Source organism: Pseudorhodoferax sp. Leaf274 (assembly GCF_001422445.1).
In the GTDB taxonomy this organism is placed as follows: Bacteria; Pseudomonadota; Gammaproteobacteria; order Burkholderiales; family Burkholderiaceae_C; genus Pseudorhodoferax.
This window is the reverse complement of sequence record NZ_LMNA01000012.1, coordinates 39,443-62,385: the sequence shown is the minus strand read 5'-3', so window position 1 is coordinate 62,385 and position 22,943 is coordinate 39,443. Positions and strand designations below refer to the sequence as shown.

Below are 22,943 nucleotides of genomic sequence, written 5' to 3'. Positions count from 1 at the left end.
GCCGCCCGACAGCGGGCGGCGCGCCGCTGGTGGGCTGGCACGGCTTATGCTGAAATGGTTTCGTCACTCTCGTCACTTTCACGAGGAGCTTCGATGGAATCGCGCAGCACCGCCTTGACGGCCACCCCGATCCACCTGCCTGTGGCCAGCATGCGCAGCGTCTACCAGACGCAGGATGTGGAGCGCAGGTTGGCCAAGCTGCAGTCCAAGGACCAGGACCACCTGCGCAGCACGTACGAGCGCATGCTCGAGCGAGGCCCCGAGCGCTTCCAGGTCAAGCCGTCCGGCATCCCCGAGATGGCCACGCTCTACCAGACGCTGCCCAACTTCACCGAAGCGCTGGACGACGTGCGCCGCCACGTGGCCCTGAGCCACAACAGCCCCGACGGCCTGGAAGTCACGCCCATGCTGTTGCTGGGCCCGCCCGGCATCGGCAAGACCCACTTCGCGCGCAAGCTGGCCGAGTTGCTGGGCACGGGCATGAGCCTCCTGCCCATGAGCTCCATGACCGCCGGCTGGTTGCTGTCGGGCGCCTCCTCGCAATGGAAGGGCGCCAAGCCCGGCAAGGTGTTCGAGGCGCTTGTCGATGGCCAGTACGCCAACCCGGTGCTGGTCGTGGACGAGATCGACAAGGCCGGCACCGATGCCCAGTACGACCCCCTCGGCGCGCTGTATAGCCTGCTGGAGCACGACACGGCGCAGAACTTCGTCGACGAGTTCGCCGAGGTGGCGATCGACGCCAGCCAGGTGATCTGGATCACGACGGCCAACGACGAGCGCGCCATCCCCGAGCCCATCCTGAACCGCATGAACGTGTTCAGCATTCCGGCGCCCACGCCCGAGCAGGCGCGCCAGATCGCCGGCCAGCTCTATGGGGCCATCCGTGGCGAGCATGGCTGGGGGCCGCAATTCCAGCCCGACGCCCAGGCCGATGTGCTGGATGCGCTGGCCGAGATGGCGCCGCGCGAGATGCGCCGCGCCCTCATGACCGGCTTTGGCAACGCCAGGCTCGACGGCCGCGACCACGTGCGCGTGGACGACCTGCCGCGCCCGGCCGCCGCCAAGAGCCGCATAGGGTTCGTCCACTGAGCCTGTCCACCAGCCTCCTGCTTGTGTTCGCGCTGATCGTGACCAGCGCGTTCTTTTCCGTGGCCGAGATTTCGCTCGCGGCATCGCGTCGGCTGCGCCTGCGCCAGCTGGCCGACGAGGGCGATGCGCGGGCCGCGCTGGTCATGAAGGTGCAGGAGCAGCCCGGTCACTACTTCACCGTGGTGCAGATCGGCCAGAACGCGGTCGCCATCCTGGGCGGCATCGTCGGCGAGGGTGCGCTGAGCCCCTTGTTCACCGACCTGTGGCGCTGGCTGGACCTGGACGACGCGCAGGCGCGCACCGCGGGCTTCCTGCTGTCGTTCCTGGTCACGACCTCGCTGTTCATCCTGTTTGCCGACCTGTTCCCCAAGCGCCTGGGCATGACCCAACCCGAAGCCCTGGCCATGCGCGTGGTGCGGCCCATGCAGACCTGCATGTCGCTGTTCAAGCCCCTGGTCTGGGTCTACAGCCGAACGGCCGACGCCCTGTTCAAGCTGTTCGACCTGCCGACGCAGCGCGACGACCGCATCACGTCGGAGGACATCCTGGCGATGGCAGAGGCCGGAGCCCGCTCCGGCGCACTGGCCGCGCGCGAGCAGCAGGTGATCGCCAACGTGTTCGAGCTGGACACGCGCACGGTGTCCTCGGCCATGACGCAACGCGACCGCATCGCCTTCTTCCGCCGCGACGAGCCCGATGCCGTGATCCGGCTGCGCATCGCGGCAGAGCCGTTCTCGACCTACCCGGTCTGCGACGGCGAGATCGACCGCGTGGTCGGCTACGTGGACGCCAAAGACCTTTTCCAACGCGTGCTGAACAACCAGTCGATCTCGCTGATGGACGACGCACTCGTGCGCAAGGTGCTCGTGGTGCCGGACCGGCTGACCTTGACCGAGGTGCTGGACCAGTTCCGCCTGGTGCACGAGGACTTCGCGGTCATCGTCAACGAGTACAGCCTCGTCGTCGGCGTCGTCACGCTGAACGACGTCATGAGCACGGTGATGGGCGAGCTGGTGTCCTACCCGCTGGACGAGGAGCAGATCGTCAAGCGCGACGAGAACTCCTGGCTCATCGACGGCGCCACGCCTGTGCAGGACGTGCAGCGCGCGCTGCTGCTGGAGGAGATGCCGCATGCCGAGGAATACGAGACGCTGGCCGGCTTCATGATGGTGATGCTGCGCCGGGTGCCGCGGCGCACCGACACGGTGAGCTGGGGTGGCTTTCGCTTCGAGGTGCTGGACGTGGACAGCTTCCGCATCGACCAGGTGATGGTCTCGCGCATCACGCCCGCGGCCGGGCCGGTCGTGCCGGCTGCGGCTACGCCGCGCTGAACTCCCAGCGCCGGCGCGCCGCCAGCACCGCGTTCGGATAAGGTGCCTGCCCGCGCGAGCCGTTGTAGCGGCCCAGGCCCAGGAAGAGGTCGCCGCGCTCGCGGTCCAGGTAGTGGCGCAGGATCACGCAGCCGAAGCGCAGGTTGGTCTGCATATGGAACAGCCGGCTCGCGTCGCCATCGGCCAACACCCGCGTCCAGAACGGCATGACCTGCGTGTAGCCTCGCGCGCCGGCCACGCTGATGGCAAAGCGGCGGAAATTGCTCTCGACCTCGATCAGCCCCAGCACCAGGGCCGTGTCGAGGCCGGCGCGCCGGCTCTCGTACCAGACCGTGTCGAGGAACTCGCGCCGCTCGCCCCACTCGGGCTTGCGCCGCAGCAGCAGCGGGCTGGCCGCACCAAGCCAGCGCAGGTAGGCCATGCGTGCATCGGTGCTGTGGAACTCGGGAACCGGCGGCGCGGCCTGCGCCACCGCGGCGCTCAGCGCGCTGCGGACCGAATCGACCAGCGGTTCCTCGACCTGGCCGCCGGCATGCGCCAGGGTGCTGCTTCCCAGCAAGCCAACGCCGGCAAGGCCGCCCAGCAGCCCGCGGCGCGAAAGACCCAGCGATTGATGAGATGCAACAGGCTTCAACTCAGGCGGCTGCAGGAGAAAGGCGCGATTTTACGAACGCGCCAATCTCTGCGGAAGCCACGCGCGTTGCGGACGCGTCACGCCGGTGCTGGTACTCGACCTGGCCATCCTTGAGTGCCTTGTCGCCGATCACCACGCGGTGCGGCACGCCGATCAGCTCCCAGTCGGCGAACATCGCGCCGGGGCGCTCGCCACGGTCGTCCAGGATCACGTCGATGCCCGCGGCCAGCAGTTCCTGGTACAGGGCTTCGGCGGCTTCCTTGACGGCGGGGCTGCGGTCCGGGCTGATCGGGCAGACCGCCACCGTGAACGGCGCGATCGCGTCGGGCCAGATGATGCCGCGCGCATCGTGGTTCTGCTCGATGGCCGCCGCCGGCAGGCGCGTGATGCCGATGCCGTAGCAGCCCATCTCCAGGAACTGCGGCTTGCCGTCTTCGGCCAGGAACGTCGCGTTCATGGCGCGGCTGTACTTGGTGCCCAGGTAGAACACGTGGCCCACCTCGATGCCGCGCTCGATGGCCAGCGCGCCCTTGCCGTCCGGCGACGGATCGCCGGCCACCACGTTGCGCAGGTCGGCCACGAGGTCGGGCTCGGGCAGGTCGCGGCCCCAGTTCACGCCGGTCATGTGGAAGTCGGGCGCGTTGGCGCCGCAGATCCAGTCGTGCAGCACGGCCACCTCGCGGTCGGCCACCACGGTCACCGGCTTGCGCATGCCGACCGGGCCCAGGTAGCCCGGCTGGCAGCCGAAATGCGCGTCGATCTCGGCCAGCGTGGCAAAGCGGAAACCCTGCTCCATGCCCGCCAGCTTTCCGACCTTGACCTCGTTCATGCCGTGGTCGCCGCGCAGCAGCAACAGCCAGACGCGCACCACGGTGGCGCCATCGGCGCCGGCGGTCTCGGTGGCCAGCACCAGCGACTTGACGGTCGTGGCCAGCGGCACGCCCAGGAACTCCGCCACGTCCGCGCAGGTCGCCTTGCCGGGCGTGGGCGTCTTGGCCATGGCCTGGGTCGCGGCAACGCGGGCCTGCGTCGGTGCCAGCGCCTCGGCCTTCTCCATGTTGGCGGCGTACTCGCTGTCCGGGCAGTAGACGATGGCGTCCTCGCCGGTCGCGGCGATCACCTGGAATTCTTCGGACATATCGCCGCCGATGGCGCCGCTGTCTGCCGCCACCGCGCGGTAGCGCAGGCCAAAACGGTCGAAGATGCGGCGGTAGGCCTGCGCCATGACCTGGTAGCTCAGCTTGGCGGACGGCTGGTCGCGGTCGAAGCTGTAGGCGTCCTTCATCGTGAACTCGCGTCCGCGCATGAGGCCGAAGCGCGGACGGCGCTCGTCGCGGAACTTGGTCTGGATCTGGTAGAAGTTCTTGGGCAACTGCTTGTAGCTGCGCAGCTCCTGGCGCGCGATGTCGGTCACCACCTCTTCACTGGTCGGCTGCACCACGAAGTTGCGTTCATGCCGGTCCTGGATGCGCAGCAGCTCCGGCCCCATCTTCTCGAAGCGGCCGGTTTCCTGCCACAGCTCGGCGGGCTGGACCACGGGCATGGTCATCTCGACGGCGCCGGCGCGGTTCATCTCCTCGCGCACGATGGCCTCGACCTTGCGGATCACACGCAGGCCCATGGGCATGTAGGTGTAGATGCCCGCGCCGAGCTTCTTGACCATGCCGGCGCGGGTCATCAGCTGGTGGCTGACGACCTCGGCATCGGCAGGCGCTTCCTTGAGTGTGGAGATCAGGAACTGGGACGCTTTCATGTCGGCGGGGGTGTACAGGGAAGACCCGAAACCGTCGCGGGCAGGTCGCCGCTTGATACACAGGGCACGCTGTGCATAATGGTTTCAGTTAAAAAATTGGGGTTTGATTATGCTTGACCGGGAAGGCTTCAGGCCCAACGTCGGCATCGTCCTGCTCAACCAGAAGAACCAGGTGTTCTGGGGCAAGCGCATTCGCACCCACTCATGGCAGTTCCCTCAAGGGGGCATTGACCGGGGCGAGTCGCCAGAGCAGGCCATGTTCCGTGAACTTCACGAAGAAGTGGGTTTGCGTCCGGAGCATGTGCGGGTCGTTGCGCGCACGCGCGACTGGTTGCGCTACGAGGTGCCGGACCGCTTCATCCGCCGCGATGCGCGCGGCCATTACAAGGGACAAAAGCAGATCTGGTATCTGCTGCAGCTGGTGGGCCACGACTGGGACTTGAACCTGCGTGCGACCAACCACCCGGAGTTCGACGCCTGGCGCTGGAACGACTACTGGGTTCCGCTGGATGTGGTGGTGGAGTTCAAACGCGGCGTCTATGAAATGGCGCTGACAGAATTGGCGCGCTACCTGCCCCGCCACGACCACCGCAACCGCTACCTGCGCTCCAGCATGCGCGCGCGCGAAGGCGAGATGCAGGACATGCGCCGCGACACGCCGGCGCAGCAGTTCGAGCTGCCGCCGGGCGGCAGTTTCGAACCCGACCCCCAAACCAACGAGCGGCTTGGTGCCGCTCCACACAACAACCATGTTTCTTCGTAGTGGCCGCCTGTCGGCCTGGCTCGCGGTCGGCATCCTGGGCGCGGCATCGGCACTGGCTCAGCAGAACAACAACGTTCCGGACGAACCCGCATGGGTCGAGAACGATGTGCCTGCGCCGCCGGCGTTCGATCTGGGCAAGCTCGTGGACGTGACCGTCGATGCACAGGGCGGGCTGCGCTACGGAATCGACCCGTCGACGCTGCAGATCGGCAAGGATGGCGTGGTGCGCTATGTGATGGTGGCGCGCAGCAGCAGCGGCGCCATGACGGCCATGTACGAGGGCGTGCGCTGCAGCACCGGCGAGTACAAGCTCTATGCGCGCTACAACGTCGACAAATGGACAGCAGTCGGCACGCCGGAATGGAAGTCGCTCTGGGAGTCCACGCGCATCAAGCATCCGCTGGCCTTCGCACGCCAGGGGGGCTGCGACAGCCGCGCCGCACCCAGCTCCACCCGCGAGATCGTTCGGCGACTGAAGTCTCCGGGCGAGACCGTCTACCCTTCGTGATTCAGCGGCTCAGCACCAGGTTGTCGCGGTGGACCATCTCGTGCTCGGCCGTGTAGCCGAGCAAGGCCTCGAACTCGCTGGACGGCTTGCGGCATAGCAGTCTGGCCTCGGCGCTGGCGTAGTTCGCCAGCCCGCGGGCGATGGTCTGGCCCTGGCTGTCGCGGATGGCGATCACGTCGCCACGCGAGAACTCGCCCTCCACCGCGGTCATGCCGATGGGCAGCAGGCTCTTTCCCTCGCCGCGCAGCTTGCGCGCCGCACCGTCATCGACCACCACGGCGCCGCGCAGCTGCAGGTGGTCGGCCATCCACTGCTTGCGCGCCTGCATCTTCTGCGTCTGCGCCACCAGCAAGGTGCCGATCGCTTCGCCCCGCGCCAGACGCAGCAGCACATCGGGCTCGCGGCCCCAGGCGATCACGGTCGACGCGCCGGAGCCCGCCGCGCGTTTGGCGGCGAGGATCTTCGTGATCATGCCGCCGCGGCCGATGCTGGAGCCGGCGCCGCCAGCCATGGCCTCGAGCTCCGTATCGCCAGCCTGCGCCTCGTCGATGAAGCGCGCGGCCGGGTCCTTGCGCGGATCGGCCGAATACAGGCCACGCTGGTCGGTCAGGATCACGAGCACGTCGGCCTCGACGAGGTTCGCGACCAGGGCACCCAGGGTGTCGTTGTCGCCGAACTTGATCTCGTCGTTGACCACGGTGTCGTTCTCGTTGATCACCGGCACCACGCCGTGCTGCAGAAGCGTGAGCAGCGTCGAGCGCGCATTCAGGTAGCGCTCGCGGTCGGCCAGGTCGGCATGCGTGAGCAGAACCTGGGCGCTGCCCAGCCCGTTCTCGCGCAGCTTGCTTTCGTACATCTGCGCCAGGCCCATCTGCCCGACGGCGGCCGCAGCCTGCAGTTCGTGCACTTCGCGTGGGCGCGTGGTCCAGCCCAGGCGCTTCATGCCCTCGGCAATCGCACCACTGGACACCATGACCAGTTCGCGCCCGCGCATCCCATCGCCGCGCACCAGGGCTGCCAGCTGGCGCGACCACTCGCCGATGGCCGTCTCGTCCAGGCCCCGCCCCTCGTTGGTCACCAGGCTGGAGCCGACCTTGACGACGATGCGCCGCGCGTCGCGCAAAAGGGTCGAGTTGGCAGGTGTCGTCATGGCAGCAAGATCAGGAATCGGAAGACTCGGAAAAGCGCGGATCGACCTCGACAGGCTGGTTCTCGGCCGACTTCTCTGCATGGATGTGCTGGAACACGGACTGCACCAGCGTTTCGCAGCCCTCGCGCGTGAGCGCAGAGATCTCGAACACCGGGCCCTTGAAGCGCAGCCGGCGCACGAAGTCCTTCACCTTGGCGCCGCGCTCCTCGGCCGGCACCATGTCCAGCTTGTTGAGCACCAGCCAGCGTGGCTTGCCGTGCAGCGTGGCGTCGTACTTCTTGAGCTCGTTGACGATGGCACGCGCCTGCACGACCGGGTCCACGCTCTCGTCGAAAGGGGCCATGTCGATGACGTGCAGCAGCAGCCGCGTGCGCTGCAGGTGGCGCAGGAACAGGTGGCCCAGCCCGGCACCATCCGAAGCGCCTTCGATCAGCCCGGGCAGGTCGGCGACCACGAAGCTTTGCTCTGGGCCGACGCGCACCACACCCAGGTTGGGATGCAGCGTCGTGAAGGGGTAGTCGGCGATGCGCGGCCGTGCGTTCGACACCGCCGTGATCAACGTGGACTTGCCTGCGTTCGGCATGCCCAGCAGGCCGACATCGGCGAGGACCTTGAGCTCCAGCTTCAGGGCCTTCTTCTCGCCAGGCCAACCGGGCGTCTTCTGGCGCGGCGCGCGGTTGATCGCGCTCTTGAAGCGCATGTTGCCGAACCCGCCGTCGCCGCCCTTGGCGATGGTGATGACCTCGCCCGGCACCAGCAGCTCGAACAACTGCTCGCCGGTCTCGGCGTCGCTGATGATGGTGCCCACCGGCATGCGCAGCGTGATGTCGGCGCCGGCAGCGCCGAACATGTCCGAGCCCATGCCGTGCTCGCCACGCTTGGCTTCGTGGCGCCGCGTGTAGCGGTAGTCCACCAGGGTGTTGAGGTTCGGATCGGCCACCGCATAGACGTGGCCGCCGCGGCCACCGTCGCCACCGTTGGGGCCGCCGAACTCCTTGTACTTCTCGTGGCGGAACGAAACACAGCCGTTGCCACCGTCGCCCGATGCGACATCGATCGTGGCTTCATCGACAAATTTCATGCTCCACCTCGCAAGTTAAAGAGACCAAAACGACAAAGCCCCGACAAGCGGGGCTTGGTTCCGGAGGACCGAAGTCCTCAGGCTGCCGGCGTGATGAAGACCGTGTGCTTGTTCATCGAACCCTTGACGGCGAACGACACGTGGCCGTCGACCAGGGCGAACAAGGTGTGGTCCTTGCCGACGCCGACGTTGCCGCCAGCATGGAAACGCGTGCCGCGCTGGCGCACGATGATGGAACCGGCGCTGACCAGCTCACCACCGAAGGCCTTCACGCCCAGCATCTTGGGCTTGGAATCGCGCCCGTTGCGTGTAGAGCCGCCGCCTTTTTTCTGTGCCATGACCTATTCCCTTAACCGGCGATCGCGCCGATTTGCAGTTCGGTGAACTGCTGGCGATGGCCTTGACGTTTCTGATAGTGCTTGCGACGGCGCATCTTGAAGATGTGGACCTTGTCGTGCTTGCCATGCGCCACGACGGTTGCCGTGACGGTTGCGCCGGATACCAAGGGCGTGCCCACCTTGATCTCGCTGCCGTTGCCAACGGCGAGAACCTGGTCGATCACGATCTCTTGGCCTACATCCGCAGCAATCTGTTCTACTTTAATTTTTTCGCCGGAAGCAACGCGATACTGCTTGCCACCGGTTTTTATGACCGCGTACATGTGAAACCTCTGTTGAGCCCTCTACCTAAGCTCTAGAGGGTGAGCCTTCGGCGGACGAATTTCCGCGAAGCCCGCGAGTATAGCAGTTCGGGACAGCAGACAAGCCCTGCAGGGCGCCGGCCGGGGCCGAGCCGGGACCGGGTTCCTATAATCCGCCGCAATTACCCTGGGTCACACCTTTGTCCGTCCACACCTCCAGCACCGCAGAGGCGGTCGCGCTGATCGCCGATGACATGCGCGAAGTCGATCGACTGATCGCCAAGCGCCTCTCTTCCGATGTGCCCCTTGTCGGCCAGGTTGCGCAGTACATCATCTCCGCAGGCGGCAAGCGGTTGCGCCCTGCCCTGCTGCTGCTGATGTGCGGCGCCCTCGGCCAGCGCTCGCCTCAGCGCTTCACGCTGGCGGCGGTGGTGGAGTTCATCCACACCGCCACCTTGCTGCACGACGACGTGGTCGACGACTCGACGCTGCGGCGCGGCCGCGCCACGGCCAACGAGGCATTCGGCAACCCGGCCAGCGTTCTGGTGGGCGATTTCCTGTACTCGCGCGCCTTCCAGATGATGGTAGAGGTCGAGGACATGCGCATCATGCAGACCCTGGCCGAGGCGACCAACGTGATCGCCGAAGGCGAGGTGATGCAACTCGTGAACATGCACGACGCCTCGCTGGACGAAGATGGCTACCTGCGGGTGATCCGCTCCAAGACCGCCAAGCTGTTCGAGGCCAGCGCCCGCATCGCCGCCATCCTGGCTGGCAGCACGCCGGAGATCGAGCGCGCCTGCGCCGATTACGGGCAGGCGCTCGGCACGGCCTTCCAGGTCATCGACGACGTGCTGGACTATGACGGCACACCGGCCGAAATGGGCAAGAACCTCGGCGATGACCTGCGAGAAGGCAAGTGCACGCTGCCCTTGATCGCCGCCATGCGGCGCGGCACGCCGGCCCAGCGCGACACCATCCGTGTCGCCATCGAGAACGGTGCTGTCGACAACATCGACGAAATCATTGCCATCGTGCGCGAAACGGGCGCATTGGAAGTCACCCGAGAAGCCGCGGCGGCAGAGGCGCAGCGCGCGATCAAGGCCATCTCCCAGCTGTCGCAAAATACCAACACAGAAGCTTTGCTACAATTAGCGGCTCAGCTGTTGCAGCGCCGGTCGTAAGACGCGGGTTGCAAATCGGGGTGTAGCTTAGCCTGGTAGAGCGCTACGTTCGGGACGTAGAGGCCGGAGGTTCGAATCCTCTCACCCCGACCAGCCAAGTCATTGTCATGAACAGTAGAGGCCGCGCAAGCGGCCTTTGTTGTTTCTGGCGCTGCTCGGTTTCTGGCGCCGCTCAACGCCACAGTTCAGCCATGGCTGCGCTGAACGCCGAACCCAGCTGCGGCCCCAGCGGCGCGGTCGACGCGTTGCCCACCACCCTGCCCTGCGACACGACCGCCTGCCCCGCGACAAACACGTCACACAGGCGCGGCGAGGGCGACGAGAACACCATGGCGTCCAGCACATGGTCGGGCGGGATGCCCAACAGGGCCGGCGACTGGCCGTCCAGCACCACGAAGTCGGCCCGGTGGCCGGACTGGATGGCGCCGATGCGTTGGCCGGTCGCGGCGCGGCCGCCGGCGATCGCCGCCTCGAACAAGGCCGCGGCCGTGCTGTCGCGACCTGCAGCGCTCGCCGCCACGTTGCGCTGTCGCAGCAGGGCGCGCTGCGTGTATTCCAGCAGGCGCAGCTCGGTCGTCCACTGGCGCGAGACTTGGCTGTCCGAACCGACCGCCCAGCGACCGCCCAGCGCCATGTAGCCCGGCAGGTCGAACACGCCATCGCCCAGATCGGCCTCGGTGCTGGGGCACAGCACGACCGACGCACCGGCCTTGCGCACGCCTTGCAGCTCCGCCTGGGTGGCGTGCGTCGCATGCACCAGGTTCCAGCGCGCATCCATGGCGGCGTGCTGCAACAGCCATTCCACCGGACGCAGGCCGGTGTGGGCGATGCAGTCCTCCACCTCCTGCGTCTGCTCGGCCGCGTGGATGTGCACGGGCAGCGACACCTTGCGCGCATGCGCAGCCACCTCCTGCAGGGCCACGCCGTCGACGGCGCGCAGCGAATGCACGGCCACGCCCGCGCCCAGCAAGGCGCCGGGGCTCGTCTTGTGGGTCTCCGGATCCACGGCCAGGCGCGCCACGGCTTCCACCGTGCGCAGCACGCTGTCCGGCGTGGAGGCGAAGCGGCGCTGCGCCTCGCCCAGCGCGTCTGCGCCGAAGCCGGCACGCATGTACAGCGTGGGCAGCAGCGTGAGGCCGATGCCCACGCGCTGCGCCGCGCGCACGAGCGCCATGGCCATCTCCAGCGGCGCGCCTGGCGGCTCGCCATCGGGCGCGCCGTGCAGGTAGTGGAACTCGCAGACCTGCGTGTAGCCGCCTTGCAGCAGCTCGGCATACAGCAGGCTGGCCACGGCCTCGAGCTGCTCGGGCGTGATGCGCCGCGCCACGCTGTACATGCGCTCGCGCCAGGTCCAGAAGTCGTCCACCCCGGCGGCCGTGCCCTGGCGCCGACGCTCCGTCAGCCCGGCCATGGCCCGCTGGAACGCGTGGCTGTGCGCGTTGACCATGCCGGGCAGGACGGGGCCGCCCAGCCGCACCGCGCCGCGCTGCTGCTCCGCACTGGCATGGGGCAGCACGTTGAGCCAGCAACCATCGGCCGCCACCGTCAACACCACATCGCGCGCCCAGGTCCCCTGGATCCATGCGCGGCCCGCCAGGAACCGCTTCACCTCGTGCGTCATGCGCCTGTCCCTTTGCTCAGGTTTTGCGCATTCTGCATCCGGCCCATGCGAGAAAGGCCCCGGCGCCTTGCAGCACCGGGGCCTTCCTGATCCAGGTCAACGACTCAGGTGCCGACCTTGCCGCCGTCGTCCTTCCAGACCACGACCGTGGCCGGCCGCGGGCGGCCGCCGGCGCCGTTGTCGGGCCAGCGCGAGAAGGCCAGCGGATCGACCGTGGGGTCGACCGACGGCTTGCGCGGATGGCTGCCGTACTCGCCCGGGTGCTGCACATTGATGAACACGTACTTCTGGTCCGGCGTCCAGGTGATGCCCGTGATCTCGCAGCCGGAGGGGCCGACCAGAAAGCGGCGGATCTCCTTGGTCACGGGATCGGCCACCAGCATCTGGTTGTTGCCCATGCCGGCGTAGTTGCCCACGTTGGAGAAGTTGCCGTCGGTCTGGATCCACAGCCGGCCGTCGGCGTCGAAGGCCAGGCCGTCGGGGCTGTTGAACAGGTTGTTCGCGTTGATGTTGCTGGAGCCGGCCTGCAGCCCGCCGGCCGTGTGCGCCGGGTTGCCGGCCAGCACGAACAGGTCCCACTCGAAGCTCAGCGCGGCGGCGTCCTTGCCGGTCTCGCGCCAGCGGATGATCTGGCCGTAGATGTTGCTGGTGCGCGGGTTGGCCTCGTCCACCGTGCCGCGGCTGCTGTTGTTGGTCAGCGTGAGGTAGGCCTCGCCCGTGTCCGGGTGCACGGTGACCCATTCCGGGCGGTCCATCTTGGTCGCGCCCACGTCGTCGGCGGCCAGGCGGGTGTTGACCAGGATGCCGCCCAGGTCACCGTACTTGGCGCCCAGCGTGCTGCCGCCGGCGATGGGCGTGGAAGGCACCAGCGCGATCCACTCGCCCGTGCCCATCATGTCGCCGATGGTGGCGCCCGCGCCGAACTTGGCCACGTACAGCGTGCCCCACTCCAGCAGGTTCGCATTGCCGCGCGCGTTGGCGGCGTCGTACTTGCCGTCGGAGACGAACTTGTAGACGTAGTCGTTGGCCTGGTCGTCGCCCATGTAGACCACCACGCGCTTGTCGGCGGCCAGCGTCTGGGCGGCGTTCTCGTGCTTGATGCGGCCCAGCGCCGTGCGCTTCTTGGGCGTGGACGATGCGTCGAACGGGTCGATCTCGACGATCCAGCCCAGGCGGTTGGCCTCGTTCGGCTCCTTCGCGTAGTCGAAGCGGTCGTCCTCCTCGTGCCAGCGGTAACCCGAACCACTTGCCGACAGGCCGTAGCGGCGCATGTTGGCATTGCGCGTGTCGGTGGCGCCCACGGTGCCGAAGTAGCCGTTGAAGTTCTCCTCGCAGGTGAGGTAGGTGCCCCACATGGTGTAGCCGTTGCCGCAGTTGTTGACCGTGCCCAGCGACATCTCGCCGGCCGGGTCGGCACTGGTGCGCACCAGCGCATGGCCACGCACGGGGCCGGTCAGCTGCATCGGCGTGTTCATGTGGATGCGGCGGTTGTACTGCGATGGGATCACCACCTGCCAGTTGCCGCCCACCAGGCGCACATGGGCGACGGACACGCCGTGCGCGTTCTGCGCCTTGCGCACCTGCTCCAGCGACCACGGCGTCGCGCCGGACTGCTCGGCCGCGGTGTAGAAGAACTCGGGGTTGATGTACTCGTGGTTCATCACGAGCAGGCCTTCGGTGCTGCTGTCGTTGCCCAGCGGGAAGAAGTGCATGCCGTCGTGGTTGTCGCCGAACTGCAGCGCCTGGTCGGCGGCCGTGTTCGTGGCGTCCGGCTTCCAGGCCGGCGAGTTGGCGAACAGCGGATCGCCCCAGCGGCAGAACACCGCGTGCTTGTAGCCGGCCGGCACGACGATCTCATCGCCGGTGGAAGCGGCCACGGCGGCGAAGCCCAGCATCACCTCGTCGTCGCCGTTGTCGTCGCCGCCACCGCATGCGGTCAGGCCGGCGCCGAAGAAGCCCACGGCCCCCATGGCCAGGCCGGTCTTCAGGAAGCCACGGCGCGAGCGCACCTGCTCGACGAGTTCGTTGAAGTGCGCGTTGGCACTCGTGTTGGTGGGGATGTCTTCTTGGTCGATAGCGCTCATCGGGGTGCGGTGTCCTGTGGATGGAATGAGGAACAAGACGCTTCCCGCCATGCTTTGTGCATGGTGTATTTCGCTGGCGTGGACTGGCTTGCGGCCGCGATGGTCGAAAGCGCAGATGACAACGGCGTGAAGCCCACATGACCTGCGGGCCTGTTCGCGCGGCACGCGCTCGCCCTGCGACGACCCGCAGCGCCAAGTGCCCAGCGGCGCTGCGCCGTTGCGGCCGCCCTGCAGGCGGATGGCCGAGAAGGGAAGCTGCGCCGCCCGTTCAGGCGTAGAAGGCCGGGATGTGGGGCCGGCCCTCCACCGTGCTGGCCGACACGCCCTGCAGCTCGGCCGCCACCATCTTGCCCAGCATCTCCAGCTGGCTGCGCTCCCAGGCACTGAGCCGGCGCGGCCTGCGGTCCACCAGGCACAGCGTGCCGACCGACTCGCCGTTGTCCATCACGAGCGGGCAGCCGGCATAAAAGCGCACCCAGGGATCGCCCAGCACCGACGGGTTGTCGGCAAAGCGTGCATCGGCACGCGCGTCTTGGATCTCGAAGATGCCCGGCTCCAGGATGGCGTGCCCGCAGAAGCTCTCTTCGCGCGGGCTCTCGCCGGGCGCCATGCCCACACAGGACTTGAACCACTGGCGGTTGCTGTCCACCAGGCTCACCAGCGCGATCGGCACCTTGAATTCCGACGCGGCATAGGCCGTGATCAGGTCGAAGCGCGCCTCGGGCTCGGTGTCGAGGATCAGCAGCCCGCGCAACGTGGCGATGCGCTGGGCTTCGGTGACAGGAAGTGCGGGCGCTCGCATGGCGGACTCCTGGTCGGTGGGAAAGGACGGACGGGCGGATTATTGCAGCGCACCCCACCTACACTGGCCGCATCCGCCGCCTGCCGCCCGCCCCATGACGCCCTCGGAATCCGTCTCCAGCGCCGCCGATCCCACCCGGGTCCGCCGCTTCCACCAGGTGTTGCTGTGGCCGCTGCGGCTCATGCCGCTGCCTGCATCGGCCGGCGCCAAGCCATGGGAGCTGCTGGCCGGCTCGCCCTGGCACGAGGAGGTGGACGAGTACACGGGCGACACCTGCCGCTTCCACGAACGGCACTACAACGAGTTCGTCACCTTCCTGCCCTACGTGCAGCGCTTCCTGTATGGCGAAGGCCGCCACGGCCGCACGGGCGGCGCCACCCGGCACGGCTCGCCGATGCGCGTGTTCCGGCGCCACGACATCGCGGCCGTGCGCCTCACGCCGCGGCCGGGCGACGCGCCCATCGTGCTGTCCATCGTCCATGCCGACCTGTACTTCTTCCTGGACGTGGACCTGGTCCTGTTCAATTTGGAGGTCAGTGGGGACGACCTGTCGCTCGAGCAGGCCCAGGAACTGCTGTACCGCTTCGGCCGCGGCTATCCGCCGGGCTGGGACGCCCACGGCCACCCGCTGCACTGCCTGGCCGATGCCGAATGGCTCGACGCCCAGGGCCAGGTGCTGGTCCGCTCCGACGCCCACCAGCGCGACGCCTTCCTCGAACACGTGGCCGAGCACCGCGCGCCGCGCATCGCCACCCATTGGGCCGCCATGCTGGAGCCGCTGGTGCCCGACTACTCCGACCAGAGCGGCGCGCTGCGCTACCGCCAGATCGAGTACTACCGCATGCCGCTCATGGCCTACCTCGCGCTGAACGACCCGCGCGCGCTCTCGCGCGCCGACTTCGTGCGCCTGGGCCTTGTCACCGGTTCGGGCGACAAGCGCGCCCTGCCCTTCGCCGACGACCACCTCGCCGACTTCGAGCAGCGCTTCTGCTACGACCGCTTCTGGGGTGCGGGCGGCGCCGCGCCCGACACGCGCTACCTGTGCAACGGCCATTCGCTGGTGGTCGTGGGCCGGGCCGACTCGGTGCTCTACGGCTGCCGCGACCGCGGCGTGCTGGCGCAGTTCCGGCACCAGCACTTCCTGCTGTTCCTGATCGCGCACTTCCAGAAGGCCGCGCTGCTGATGTACTCGGACAAGCTGGTCGAGGCGCTGCGCGACCTGGACGTGGGCAGCGCCGACAGCGTGCGGCGCTTCAAGCGCGCGATCCGCGCGAGCTTCGAGGGCTTCCTGCGCTTCACGCACCGCTACTGGTTCCACGAGATCTCCGAGCAGGCGCTGGTGCGCGCGCTGTGGGGCATGTGCGCCAGCCACCTCAAGCTGGACGCCACCTACTGCGAGGTCAAGGAACGCATCGCCGACATGGCCCAGTACCTGGAGAGCGACAGCCTGCGCCGCCAGGCCAACACCGTGGTGCGGCTCACGGTGGTGACCATCTTCGGCCTGATCGGCACCGTGACCACGGGCTTCCTCGGCATGAACCTGCTGGCCGAGGCCGATGCGCCGCTGGAGCGGCGGCTGGCCATCTTCGCCATCACCTTCGTGCTGACCACCGTGCTGACGGTCTACACCATGGCCAAGTCCAAGAAGCTGTCGGACTTCCTGGACGTGCTGTCGGACGAGCGGGCCACGGTGTGGCAGAAGTGCCTGGCGTTCGCCGCGGTGTGGCGGCGCGACACGCCTTCCTGAAGGCGGGCGCGCAGGGCTGCCAGGCGCTAGCATCCGCCTGGTCCGGGCCCGTGCTGCGGACGGCTTGTGCGAGTCGGGCGGCGCAGCCTCCCGCACCGCGCAGGAGAGGTGGTTCCAACATCCATCGGAGACAAACAATGACACGCACGACATGGCCCCAGCGGGGCCGGGCACCGGCTTCGCTGCTGGCTTCATTGGTGGTTCTGGCCAGCCTGGCCGCCTGCAACTCGGACGACGACCCCCAACCCAAGGCCTGCGCCGATCTGAACGGCATGGCCGTGGCCGCCAGCGCCATCGGCCTGCCGACGACGGGCGCCACCGTCACCAGCACGACGGTCGTGCCGGCAGCCGGCAGCGGCACCGCCGCCGTGGGCGAATACTGCAAGGTGCTGGGCAGCATCCAGCCGGTGGACAGCACGGCCCCCAGGATCCTGTTCCAGCTCAACCTGCCCACCACCTGGAACCGCAAGGCCATGATGTTCGGCGGCGGCGGCTACAACGGCACCATTGCCACCGGCCTGGGCAACGTGCCGGCAGGCCCGGCCGACCAGCCCGTCCCGCTCGGCCGCGGCTATGCCACCTTCGGCAGCGACTCGGGCCACCAGGCCAACGCCGATGGCAGCCGCGATGGCCGCTTCGGCGCGAACGACGAGGCGCTCAACAACTTCGCCGGCGACGCGCTCAAGAAGACGCTGGACGTGGCCAAGGCCATCATCCGCGCGCGCTACGCGGCGGCGCCCGCGCGCACCTACTTCGCGGGCGGCTCCACGGGCGGGCGCGAGGCGCTGCTGGCGGTCAGCAACTGGCCGCAGGACTTCGACGGCGCCATCGTGCTGTACCCGGCCTGGAACGCCGCCGCGCTCGACCTGCAGTTCGGCCGCATCACGCGCCAGCTGGCCCAGCCGGGCGCCTACCCGAGCCGGGCCCAGCGCAAGCTGGTCTACGACGCCGCGCTGGCCGCCTGCGACAGGCTGGACGGCGTCAGCGACGGGCTCATCAGCAACGTGCCCGCCTGCAATGCCGGCTTCGTGCTGGCCAATGCCACGTTGAACGGCACGCCCTTGCGGTGCGCGGGCGGTGCCAGCCTGGGTGACAGCTGCCTGTCGGACGCGCAGATCGCCTCGTTCGACACCTTCAACACACCGCTGGTGCTGCCCTATGCGATGGCCAGTGGAGAGACCACCTACCCCGGCTTCAACACCTGGGGCACGGACTTCGGCAACCCCGGCAGCAGCCCGCTGCAGCCCACGGTGCTGACGCTGTCGCTGGGCACCGAGCAGCCGGCCAACCCCATGCCGGCCGTGACGGCCACCACCAGCCCGCCCTACGGCAGCACGTTCTGGGACCAGTGGGTGAAGTACTTCGTCACGCGCAACGCCGGCTTCAATTCGCTGACGCTGGACCCGCAGGCCCCCGGCGCATGGCAAAGCCGGATCGTCGCGCTGACCGGCGTGCAGGATGCGAACAAGACCGACCTGTCGGCCTTCCGCGCCAGGGGCGGCAAGATCCTGATGGCGCATGGCTCGCACGACGCGCTGGTCAGCACACGCGCCACGCAGCAGTACTGGGCACGCGTGCGCACCACGATGGGCGCGACCACGGTGGACAGCTTCATGCGCTACTACGAGATCCCCGGCTACGGCCACGCCGTCAGCAGCGTGTTCAACGCCGCCTGGGACTCGCTGACCACGCTGGAGAACTGGGTCGAGCGCGGCACCGCGCCACCCGCCCAGACCGTGGCCGACACGGCCGGCGTGCCCGGCCGCACGCGCCCGCTGTGCGACTACCCCACCTGGCCGCGCTACAAGGGCACGGGCGACGTGAACCTGGCGCAGAGCTACGCCTGCGCCGCGCCGTAGGCACCCGGCTCAGGGGCGGGCCGGCTCCTGCGCGCGCAGCCAGTCCGCCTCCCACCCCCCGCCCAAGGCCTGGATCAGCGACACCGCCGCCGTCTGCCGCGCCAGCTGCACCTGCGCCAGCGTGCGCCGCGCGTTGAGCGCCGAGGCCTGGGCGTTGACCACCTCGCTGTAGCCGACCTGGCCCGCGCGGTAGCGGTTCAGCATCTGCTGCTCGGTGCGGTCTGCCGCCTGCGAGGCGTCGCGGCGCAGGCCCTCCTGCTCGGCCAGCGCGGCCGTGGCGCTCAGTTGGTCCTCCACGTCCTGGAAGGCCGACAGCACGGTCTGGCGGTAGCTCGCCACGCTGGATGCATGGGCCGCCAGCGCCGCGTCGGTGGCGGCGTCGCGCGCGCCACCGTCGAAGACGGTCTGCGCCACCGACACGCCCAGCGCCCAGAGCAGGCTGGAGGCGCTGAACAGATCGCCCACGCGGCTGGCACTGCCGCCGACGCTGCCCGACAAGGCGATGCTGGGGTAGTAGGCCGCGCGCGCGATGCCGATCTGCGCGTTGGCCCGCGCCACCACGCGCTCGGCGCCCGCGATGTCGGGACGGCGCTGCAGCAGCAGCGAGGGCACGCCCGTTGGCACGGCCGGCACCACCGGGCGCCAGGCCGCGGGCGCGATGGCGAACTCCGCCGGCGTCACGCCGACCAGCACCGCGATGGCGTGCTCGTAGGTCGCGCGCGAACGCCGCAGCGCCACGCGCTCGGCCTGGGCGCCGAGCAGCTGGGTCTGGGCCTGCAGCACGTCGGTCTGCGCGGCGATGCCGGCGTCGTAGCGGTTGCGCGTGATCGCCAGCGCGCGCTCGTAGCCCGCGATGGTCTCGTCCAGCAGCCCGATCTCGGCATCGGCCTCGCGCAGCGCCAGGTAGTTGGCCGCCACCGAACCGATGGACGACAGCCGCGCCGAGGCCAAATCGGCCGCACTGGCCTGGGCATTGGCCTGGGCGCTGTTGACGGCCTCGCCGAGCCGGCCCCAGAGGTCGGGCGACCAGTCGGCAGCCACGCTGGCCGCGTAGGAGCGGCTCGATCCGCTGGCGCCACCGCCGCGCACGGGGCCGCTGCGCCGGGCGCTGCCCCCCAGCGACAGCGTGGGCAGCAGGGCGGCCTGCTGCTCGCGCACCAGGGCCTGGGCCTGGGCGTAGTTGGCCACGGCCGCGGCGATGTTCTGGTTGGACACCTGCACGCGCGCGGCCAGCGCATCCAGCTGCGGATCGCCGAAGCGCGTCCACCAGTCGCCGCGGTCCAGCGCGTCGCCGGGCTGGGCCGGCACCCAGCCATCGGCGGCCGGCGCCTCCTTGAAGGCAGTGGCCATGGCCGTGTCCGGCCTTGCGTAGCGCGGGCCGACCGCGCAACCGGCCAGCACGGCGGGCAGTGCGAGGAGAACGAGGCGGCGGGGAATCATCGGCGTCATGGGGTTCGGGCGAGCAGGCGGTCGTTGGCGGCCGGGCGGCGCAGCTTGTCCAGCAGCACGTAGACCACGGGCACGGTCAACAGCGTCAGCAGCTGGCTGGCGATGAGGCCGCCGACGATGGTCACGCCCAGCGGCTGGCGCAGCTCCGCGCCCTGGCCGAAGCCGATGGCCAGCGGCAGCGCGCCCAGCGCCGCGGCCAGCGTGGTCATGAGGATGGGGCGGAAGCGCAGCAGGCAGGCCTCGCGCACCGCGTCGACGGCCGACAGGCCGCGTGCGCGCTGCGCCTCCAGCGCGAAGTCGATGATCATGATGGCGTTCTTCTTGACGATGCCGATCAACAGGAACAGCCCGATCAGCGCGATGATGGTCATCTCCATGCGGAACAGCAGCAGGCCCAGCACCGCGCCCACGCCCGCCGAGGGCAGCGTGCTGAGCACCGTGATGGGGTGGATCAGGCTTTCGTACAGCACGCCCAGCACGATGTAGATGACCACGATGGCGGCGACGATCAGCAGCGTCTGCTGGCCGCCCGTGTCCTGCGCCGCGCGCGCGGTGCCGGCAAAGCTGCCGCGCACGTTGACGGGCATGGCGATGTCGTTCTCGGCCTGCTTGACGAGCTGCTGCGCCTGGCCCAGCGTCACGCCATCGGCCAGCGAGAACGAGATGGTGCTGGCCAGCTCGGTGTCCTCGTGGCTGATGCGGCTGGGCACGGCGCGCTCGCCCACGCGCACGAAGGCCGACAGCGGCACCATGGTCGTGGTGCTGGTGGCCAGCGCCTGCCCGGCCGAGGAGTTGCGCGAACCGGGGTTGGCCGAGGTCACAGTCGACGTGCCGGTGCTGCTGTCGGCATTGGCCTGCACCGTGCTCGTGACGGTCTGGCCCGTCGTGCTGTCGACCGTGCTCGTGACGGTGGACGGCACGTACAGGTCCTTGAGCACGAGCGGCGCCTGCTGGAAGCGCGGCGCCCATTCCATGATCACCGAGTACTGGTTCAGGTCGTTGTAGATGGTCGCCACCGAGCGCTGGCCGAACGCGTTGTACAGCGCCGCGTTGACGGCCGCGGTGCTCACGCCCAAACGCGCCGCGGCGTCGCGGTCGACCGAGACGAAGGTCTCCACGCCGTTGTCGGAGGATTCGCCGTCCACGTCGGTCAGCTGCGGCAGCTCGGCCATGCGGTCCGACAGCTTCTTCGACCAGGTGCGCAGGTCGCCCAGTGAGTCGCTCTTGAGCGTGTACTGGTAGGTCGAGTTGCTCTGGCGACCGCCCATGCGCAGGTCCTGCACGGGGAACAGGAACACCCGCAGCCCGGTCAGCTGGTTCAGCTGCGGGCGCAGCCGGTCGATCACGGCCTGCGTCTTCTCGCTGCGGCCGTTGCCCAGCGGTTTCAGGTTCACGAACATGAAGCCGCCGCCCGCGCGCGAGCCGCCGCTGAAGGCGATCACGGTGTCCACCGCCGCGTCGGCGCGGATGATGTCCACCGCCTGCTGCAGCTTGGCCGTCAGCGCGACGGACGAGATGCTCTGGTCGGCACGGATGCCGGCGTTGAGCTGGCCGTTGTCCTGCTGCGGGTAGAAGCCCTTGGGGATGTGCATGAACAGCCAGACGTTCAGGCCCACCACCACGGCCAGCGAGAGCATGACCAGGGCCTTGCTGGCCAGCGCCCAGTCCAGGCTGTGCGCATAGACGCGCAGGCTCCAGCCCCAAAGGCGCTCGGTGCCGCGCAGCAGGGGGCCGCTGATGCGCCCGGGCGGGCGCCGCCGGTACCAGGCCTCGCTGCGCAGCAGCATGGCGCACAGCATGGGCGTGGTGGTCAGCGAGATCACGAGCGAGATCAGCACCGCGGCCGACAGCGTGACCGCGAACTCCTGGAACAGCCGCCCCACCTGCCCGCCCATGAACAGCAGCGGGATGAACACCGCCACCAGCGACAGGCTGATCGACAGCACCGTGAAGCCGACCTCGCGCGCGCCCTGCAGCGCGGCCGCCATGCGGTCCATGCCCTGCTCGATGTGGCGCTGGGTGTTCTCCAGCACCACGATGGCGTCGTCCACCACGAAGCCGGTGGCCACGGTCAGCGCCATCAGGCTCAGGTTGTTGAGCGAGAAGCCCAGCAGGTACATCACGCCGAAGGTGCCCAGCAGCGAGACCACCGTGGCCACGGCCGGGATGATGGTGGCGCGCGCGCGGCGCAGGAACACGCCGACCACGCCGACCACGAGCACCACCGACAGCATCAGCGTGAACTCCACCTCGCGCAGCGAACCGCGGATGGAGTTGGTGCGGTCGGACGCCACCTGCACCTCGATGTCCTGCGGCAGCTGGGCGCGCAGCTCGGGCAGCAACTCGCGCACGCTGTCCACGGTGTTGATGATGTTGGCGCCCGGCTCCTGGGTGACCAGCACGATCACGGCGGGCCGGCCGTTGAACAGGCCCACGGTGCGGGTGTTCTCCACGCTGTCGGTCACCTGGGCCACGTCGGACAGGCGCACCGGCGCGTTGTTGCGCCAGGCGACCACGAGATCGCGGTAGTCGGCCGCGCGCAGGCCTGGCGCGGGGGTGTAGACCTGCAGGCGCCGGCCCTCGCCCTCGATGGCGCCCTTGGGCCGGTTGGCGTTGTTGGCCTGGATGGCGGCGCGCACGTCCTCGCTGCTGATGCCCAGGCGGTTCAGCGCATAGGGCGCCAGCTCCACGCGCACCGCGGGCAGCGAGCCGCCGCCGATCTCCACGTCGCCCACGCCCTCGACCTGCGACAGGCGCTGGCTCACGATGTTGGACACGGCGTCGTAGATCTGCCCCGGCGTGCGCGTGGCCGAGGTCAGCGCCAGGATGATGACGGGCGAGGCCGTGGGGTTGGCCTTGCGGTAGGTCGGGTTGCTGCGCAGCGTGCTGGGCAGGTCGGCGCGCGCGGCGTTGATGGCGGCCTGCACCTCGCGCGCGGCGGCGTCGATGTTGCGCGTGAGGTCGAACTGCAGCGTCACGCGCGTGGAGCCGGTGGAGCTGTCCGAGGTCAGCTCGTTGACGCCAGGGATCACGCCCAGCCGGCGTTCCAGCGGCGTGGCCACGCTGGAGGCCATGGTCGAGGGGCTGGCCCCCGCCAGGCTGGCCGAGACCGAGATCACCGGGTAGTCCACGCGCGGCAGCGGCGACACCGGCAGCGCGAAGAAGGCCAGGATGCCGGCCAGCGCGATGCCGATGGTCAGCAGCACGGTGGCGATGGGGCGCTCGACGAAGGGGCGCGAAAGGTTCAT

Annotated in this window: 18 protein-coding genes and 1 tRNA gene; 8 read left to right on the top strand and 11 right to left on the bottom strand. The window is 68.9% G+C overall.

The features are described 5' to 3' along the window. Nucleotides 1-93 precede the first annotated feature (93 nt). Both ASF44_RS14360 and ASF44_RS14355 read left to right on the top strand, forming a co-directional pair. Entirely contained in the window at nt 94-1,089 is a 996-nt protein-coding gene (locus tag ASF44_RS14360; RefSeq protein WP_056899911.1) for an AAA family ATPase, read from the top strand. Next, nucleotides 1,086-2,420 carry a hemolysin family protein gene (locus tag ASF44_RS14355; protein WP_056899910.1) on the top strand — a complete coding sequence of 445 codons (1,335 nt, stop codon included), beginning with the start codon at nt 1,086-1,088 and terminating at the stop codon, nt 2,418-2,420. The genes ASF44_RS14360 and ASF44_RS14355 overlap by 4 nt, the downstream gene beginning before the upstream one ends. Here ASF44_RS14355 and ASF44_RS14350 read toward each other — a convergent pair. Together ASF44_RS14350 and ASF44_RS14345 are read right to left on the bottom strand one after the other, a co-directional pair. Next, complete coding sequence (locus ASF44_RS14350) at nt 2,407-2,979, bottom strand: lytic transglycosylase domain-containing protein (RefSeq protein WP_235579224.1); 573 nt, start codon at nt 2,977-2,979, stop codon at nt 2,407-2,409. The two genes, ASF44_RS14355 and ASF44_RS14350, sit on opposite strands and share 14 nt — an antisense overlap. Nucleotides 2,980-3,055: 76 nt before the next feature. Next, nucleotides 3,056-4,807: a proline--tRNA ligase gene (locus ASF44_RS14345; RefSeq protein ID WP_056899908.1), complete on the bottom strand. Its 1,752-nt coding sequence runs from the start codon at nt 4,805-4,807 to the stop codon at nt 3,056-3,058. A gap of 109 nt (nt 4,808-4,916) precedes the next feature. On the opposite strand from ASF44_RS14345, the gene ASF44_RS14340 reads away from it, so the two are divergent. Beyond that, nucleotides 4,917-5,570: an RNA pyrophosphohydrolase gene (locus ASF44_RS14340; protein ID WP_056899907.1), complete on the top strand. Its 654-nt coding sequence runs from the start codon at nt 4,917-4,919 to the stop codon at nt 5,568-5,570. Then, a complete protein-coding gene (locus ASF44_RS14335; protein ID WP_056899906.1) occupies nt 5,557-6,078 on the top strand; it encodes a CNP1-like family protein in 522 nt (173 codons plus the stop codon). Before ASF44_RS14340 ends, ASF44_RS14335 begins: the two co-directional genes overlap by 14 nt. Nucleotide 6,079: 1 nt before the next feature. Here ASF44_RS14335 and proB read toward each other — a convergent pair whose 3' ends face one another. The 4 genes from proB to rplU form a co-directional block, all read right to left on the bottom strand. Continuing rightward, nucleotides 6,080-7,228 carry a glutamate 5-kinase gene (proB, locus tag ASF44_RS14330; protein WP_056899905.1) on the bottom strand — a complete coding sequence of 383 codons (1,149 nt, stop codon included), beginning with the start codon at nt 7,226-7,228 and terminating at the stop codon, nt 6,080-6,082. A 10-nt stretch (nt 7,229-7,238) separates the two neighbouring features. Then, nucleotides 7,239-8,309 (bottom strand): Obg family GTPase CgtA, encoded by a 1,071-nt coding sequence (cgtA, locus tag ASF44_RS14325; RefSeq protein WP_056899904.1) that lies wholly within the window; start codon nt 8,307-8,309, stop codon nt 7,239-7,241. Nucleotides 8,310-8,386: 77 nt separating this feature from the next. After that, nucleotides 8,387-8,647: a 50S ribosomal protein L27 gene (rpmA, locus tag ASF44_RS14320; RefSeq protein WP_056657108.1), complete on the bottom strand. Its 261-nt coding sequence runs from the start codon at nt 8,645-8,647 to the stop codon at nt 8,387-8,389. Between the two features lie 11 nt (nt 8,648-8,658). Beyond that, nucleotides 8,659-8,970, bottom strand: a complete 312-nt coding sequence (rplU, locus tag ASF44_RS14315; RefSeq protein ID WP_056181609.1) for a 50S ribosomal protein L21 — start codon at nt 8,968-8,970, stop codon at nt 8,659-8,661. 179 nt (nt 8,971-9,149) lie between these two features. Here rplU and ASF44_RS14310 point away from each other — a divergent pair, with 179 nt between their 5' ends. Next, entirely contained in the window at nt 9,150-10,133 is a 984-nt protein-coding gene (locus ASF44_RS14310; protein ID WP_056899903.1) for a polyprenyl synthetase family protein, read from the top strand. A 16-nt stretch (nt 10,134-10,149) separates the two neighbouring features. Beyond that, nucleotides 10,150-10,226 (top strand) — tRNA-Pro (locus ASF44_RS14305). A gap of 79 nt (nt 10,227-10,305) precedes the next feature. Here the strand turns inward: ASF44_RS14305 and ASF44_RS14300 are convergent. The 3 genes from ASF44_RS14300 to ASF44_RS14290 all read right to left on the bottom strand — a co-directional run bounded on the left by ASF44_RS14300 (nt 10,306) and on the right by ASF44_RS14290 (nt 14,640). Further along, nucleotides 10,306-11,754 (bottom strand): formimidoylglutamate deiminase, encoded by a 1,449-nt coding sequence (locus ASF44_RS14300; protein WP_056899902.1) that lies wholly within the window; start codon nt 11,752-11,754, stop codon nt 10,306-10,308. A 104-nt stretch (nt 11,755-11,858) separates the two neighbouring features. Next, complete coding sequence (locus ASF44_RS14295; protein ID WP_056899901.1) at nt 11,859-13,838, bottom strand: PhoX family phosphatase; 1,980 nt, start codon at nt 13,836-13,838, stop codon at nt 11,859-11,861. A 268-nt stretch (nt 13,839-14,106) separates the two neighbouring features. Then, nucleotides 14,107-14,640, bottom strand: a complete 534-nt coding sequence (locus ASF44_RS14290; protein WP_056899900.1) for a GAF domain-containing protein — start codon at nt 14,638-14,640, stop codon at nt 14,107-14,109. A 94-nt stretch (nt 14,641-14,734) separates the two neighbouring features. Here ASF44_RS14290 and ASF44_RS14285 point away from each other — a divergent pair, with 94 nt between their 5' ends. Next, complete coding sequence (locus ASF44_RS14285; protein ID WP_056899899.1) at nt 14,735-16,387, top strand: hypothetical protein; 1,653 nt, start codon at nt 14,735-14,737, stop codon at nt 16,385-16,387. Between the two features lie 137 nt (nt 16,388-16,524). Next, the gene (locus tag ASF44_RS31790) at nt 16,525-18,246 is read left to right on the top strand and encodes a tannase/feruloyl esterase family alpha/beta hydrolase (RefSeq protein WP_056899898.1); all 1,722 of its coding nucleotides are present in this window, start codon (nt 16,525-16,527) and stop codon (nt 18,244-18,246) included. A 9-nt stretch (nt 18,247-18,255) separates the two neighbouring features. Here ASF44_RS31790 and ASF44_RS14275 read toward each other — a convergent pair whose 3' ends face one another. Next, nucleotides 18,256-19,686 carry an efflux transporter outer membrane subunit gene (locus ASF44_RS14275; protein WP_235579223.1) on the bottom strand — a complete coding sequence of 477 codons (1,431 nt, stop codon included), beginning with the start codon at nt 19,684-19,686 and terminating at the stop codon, nt 18,256-18,258. 5 nt (nt 19,687-19,691) lie between these two features. Then, nucleotides 19,692-22,943: an efflux RND transporter permease subunit gene (locus ASF44_RS14270; RefSeq protein WP_056899896.1), complete on the bottom strand. Its 3,252-nt coding sequence runs from the start codon at nt 22,941-22,943 to the stop codon at nt 19,692-19,694.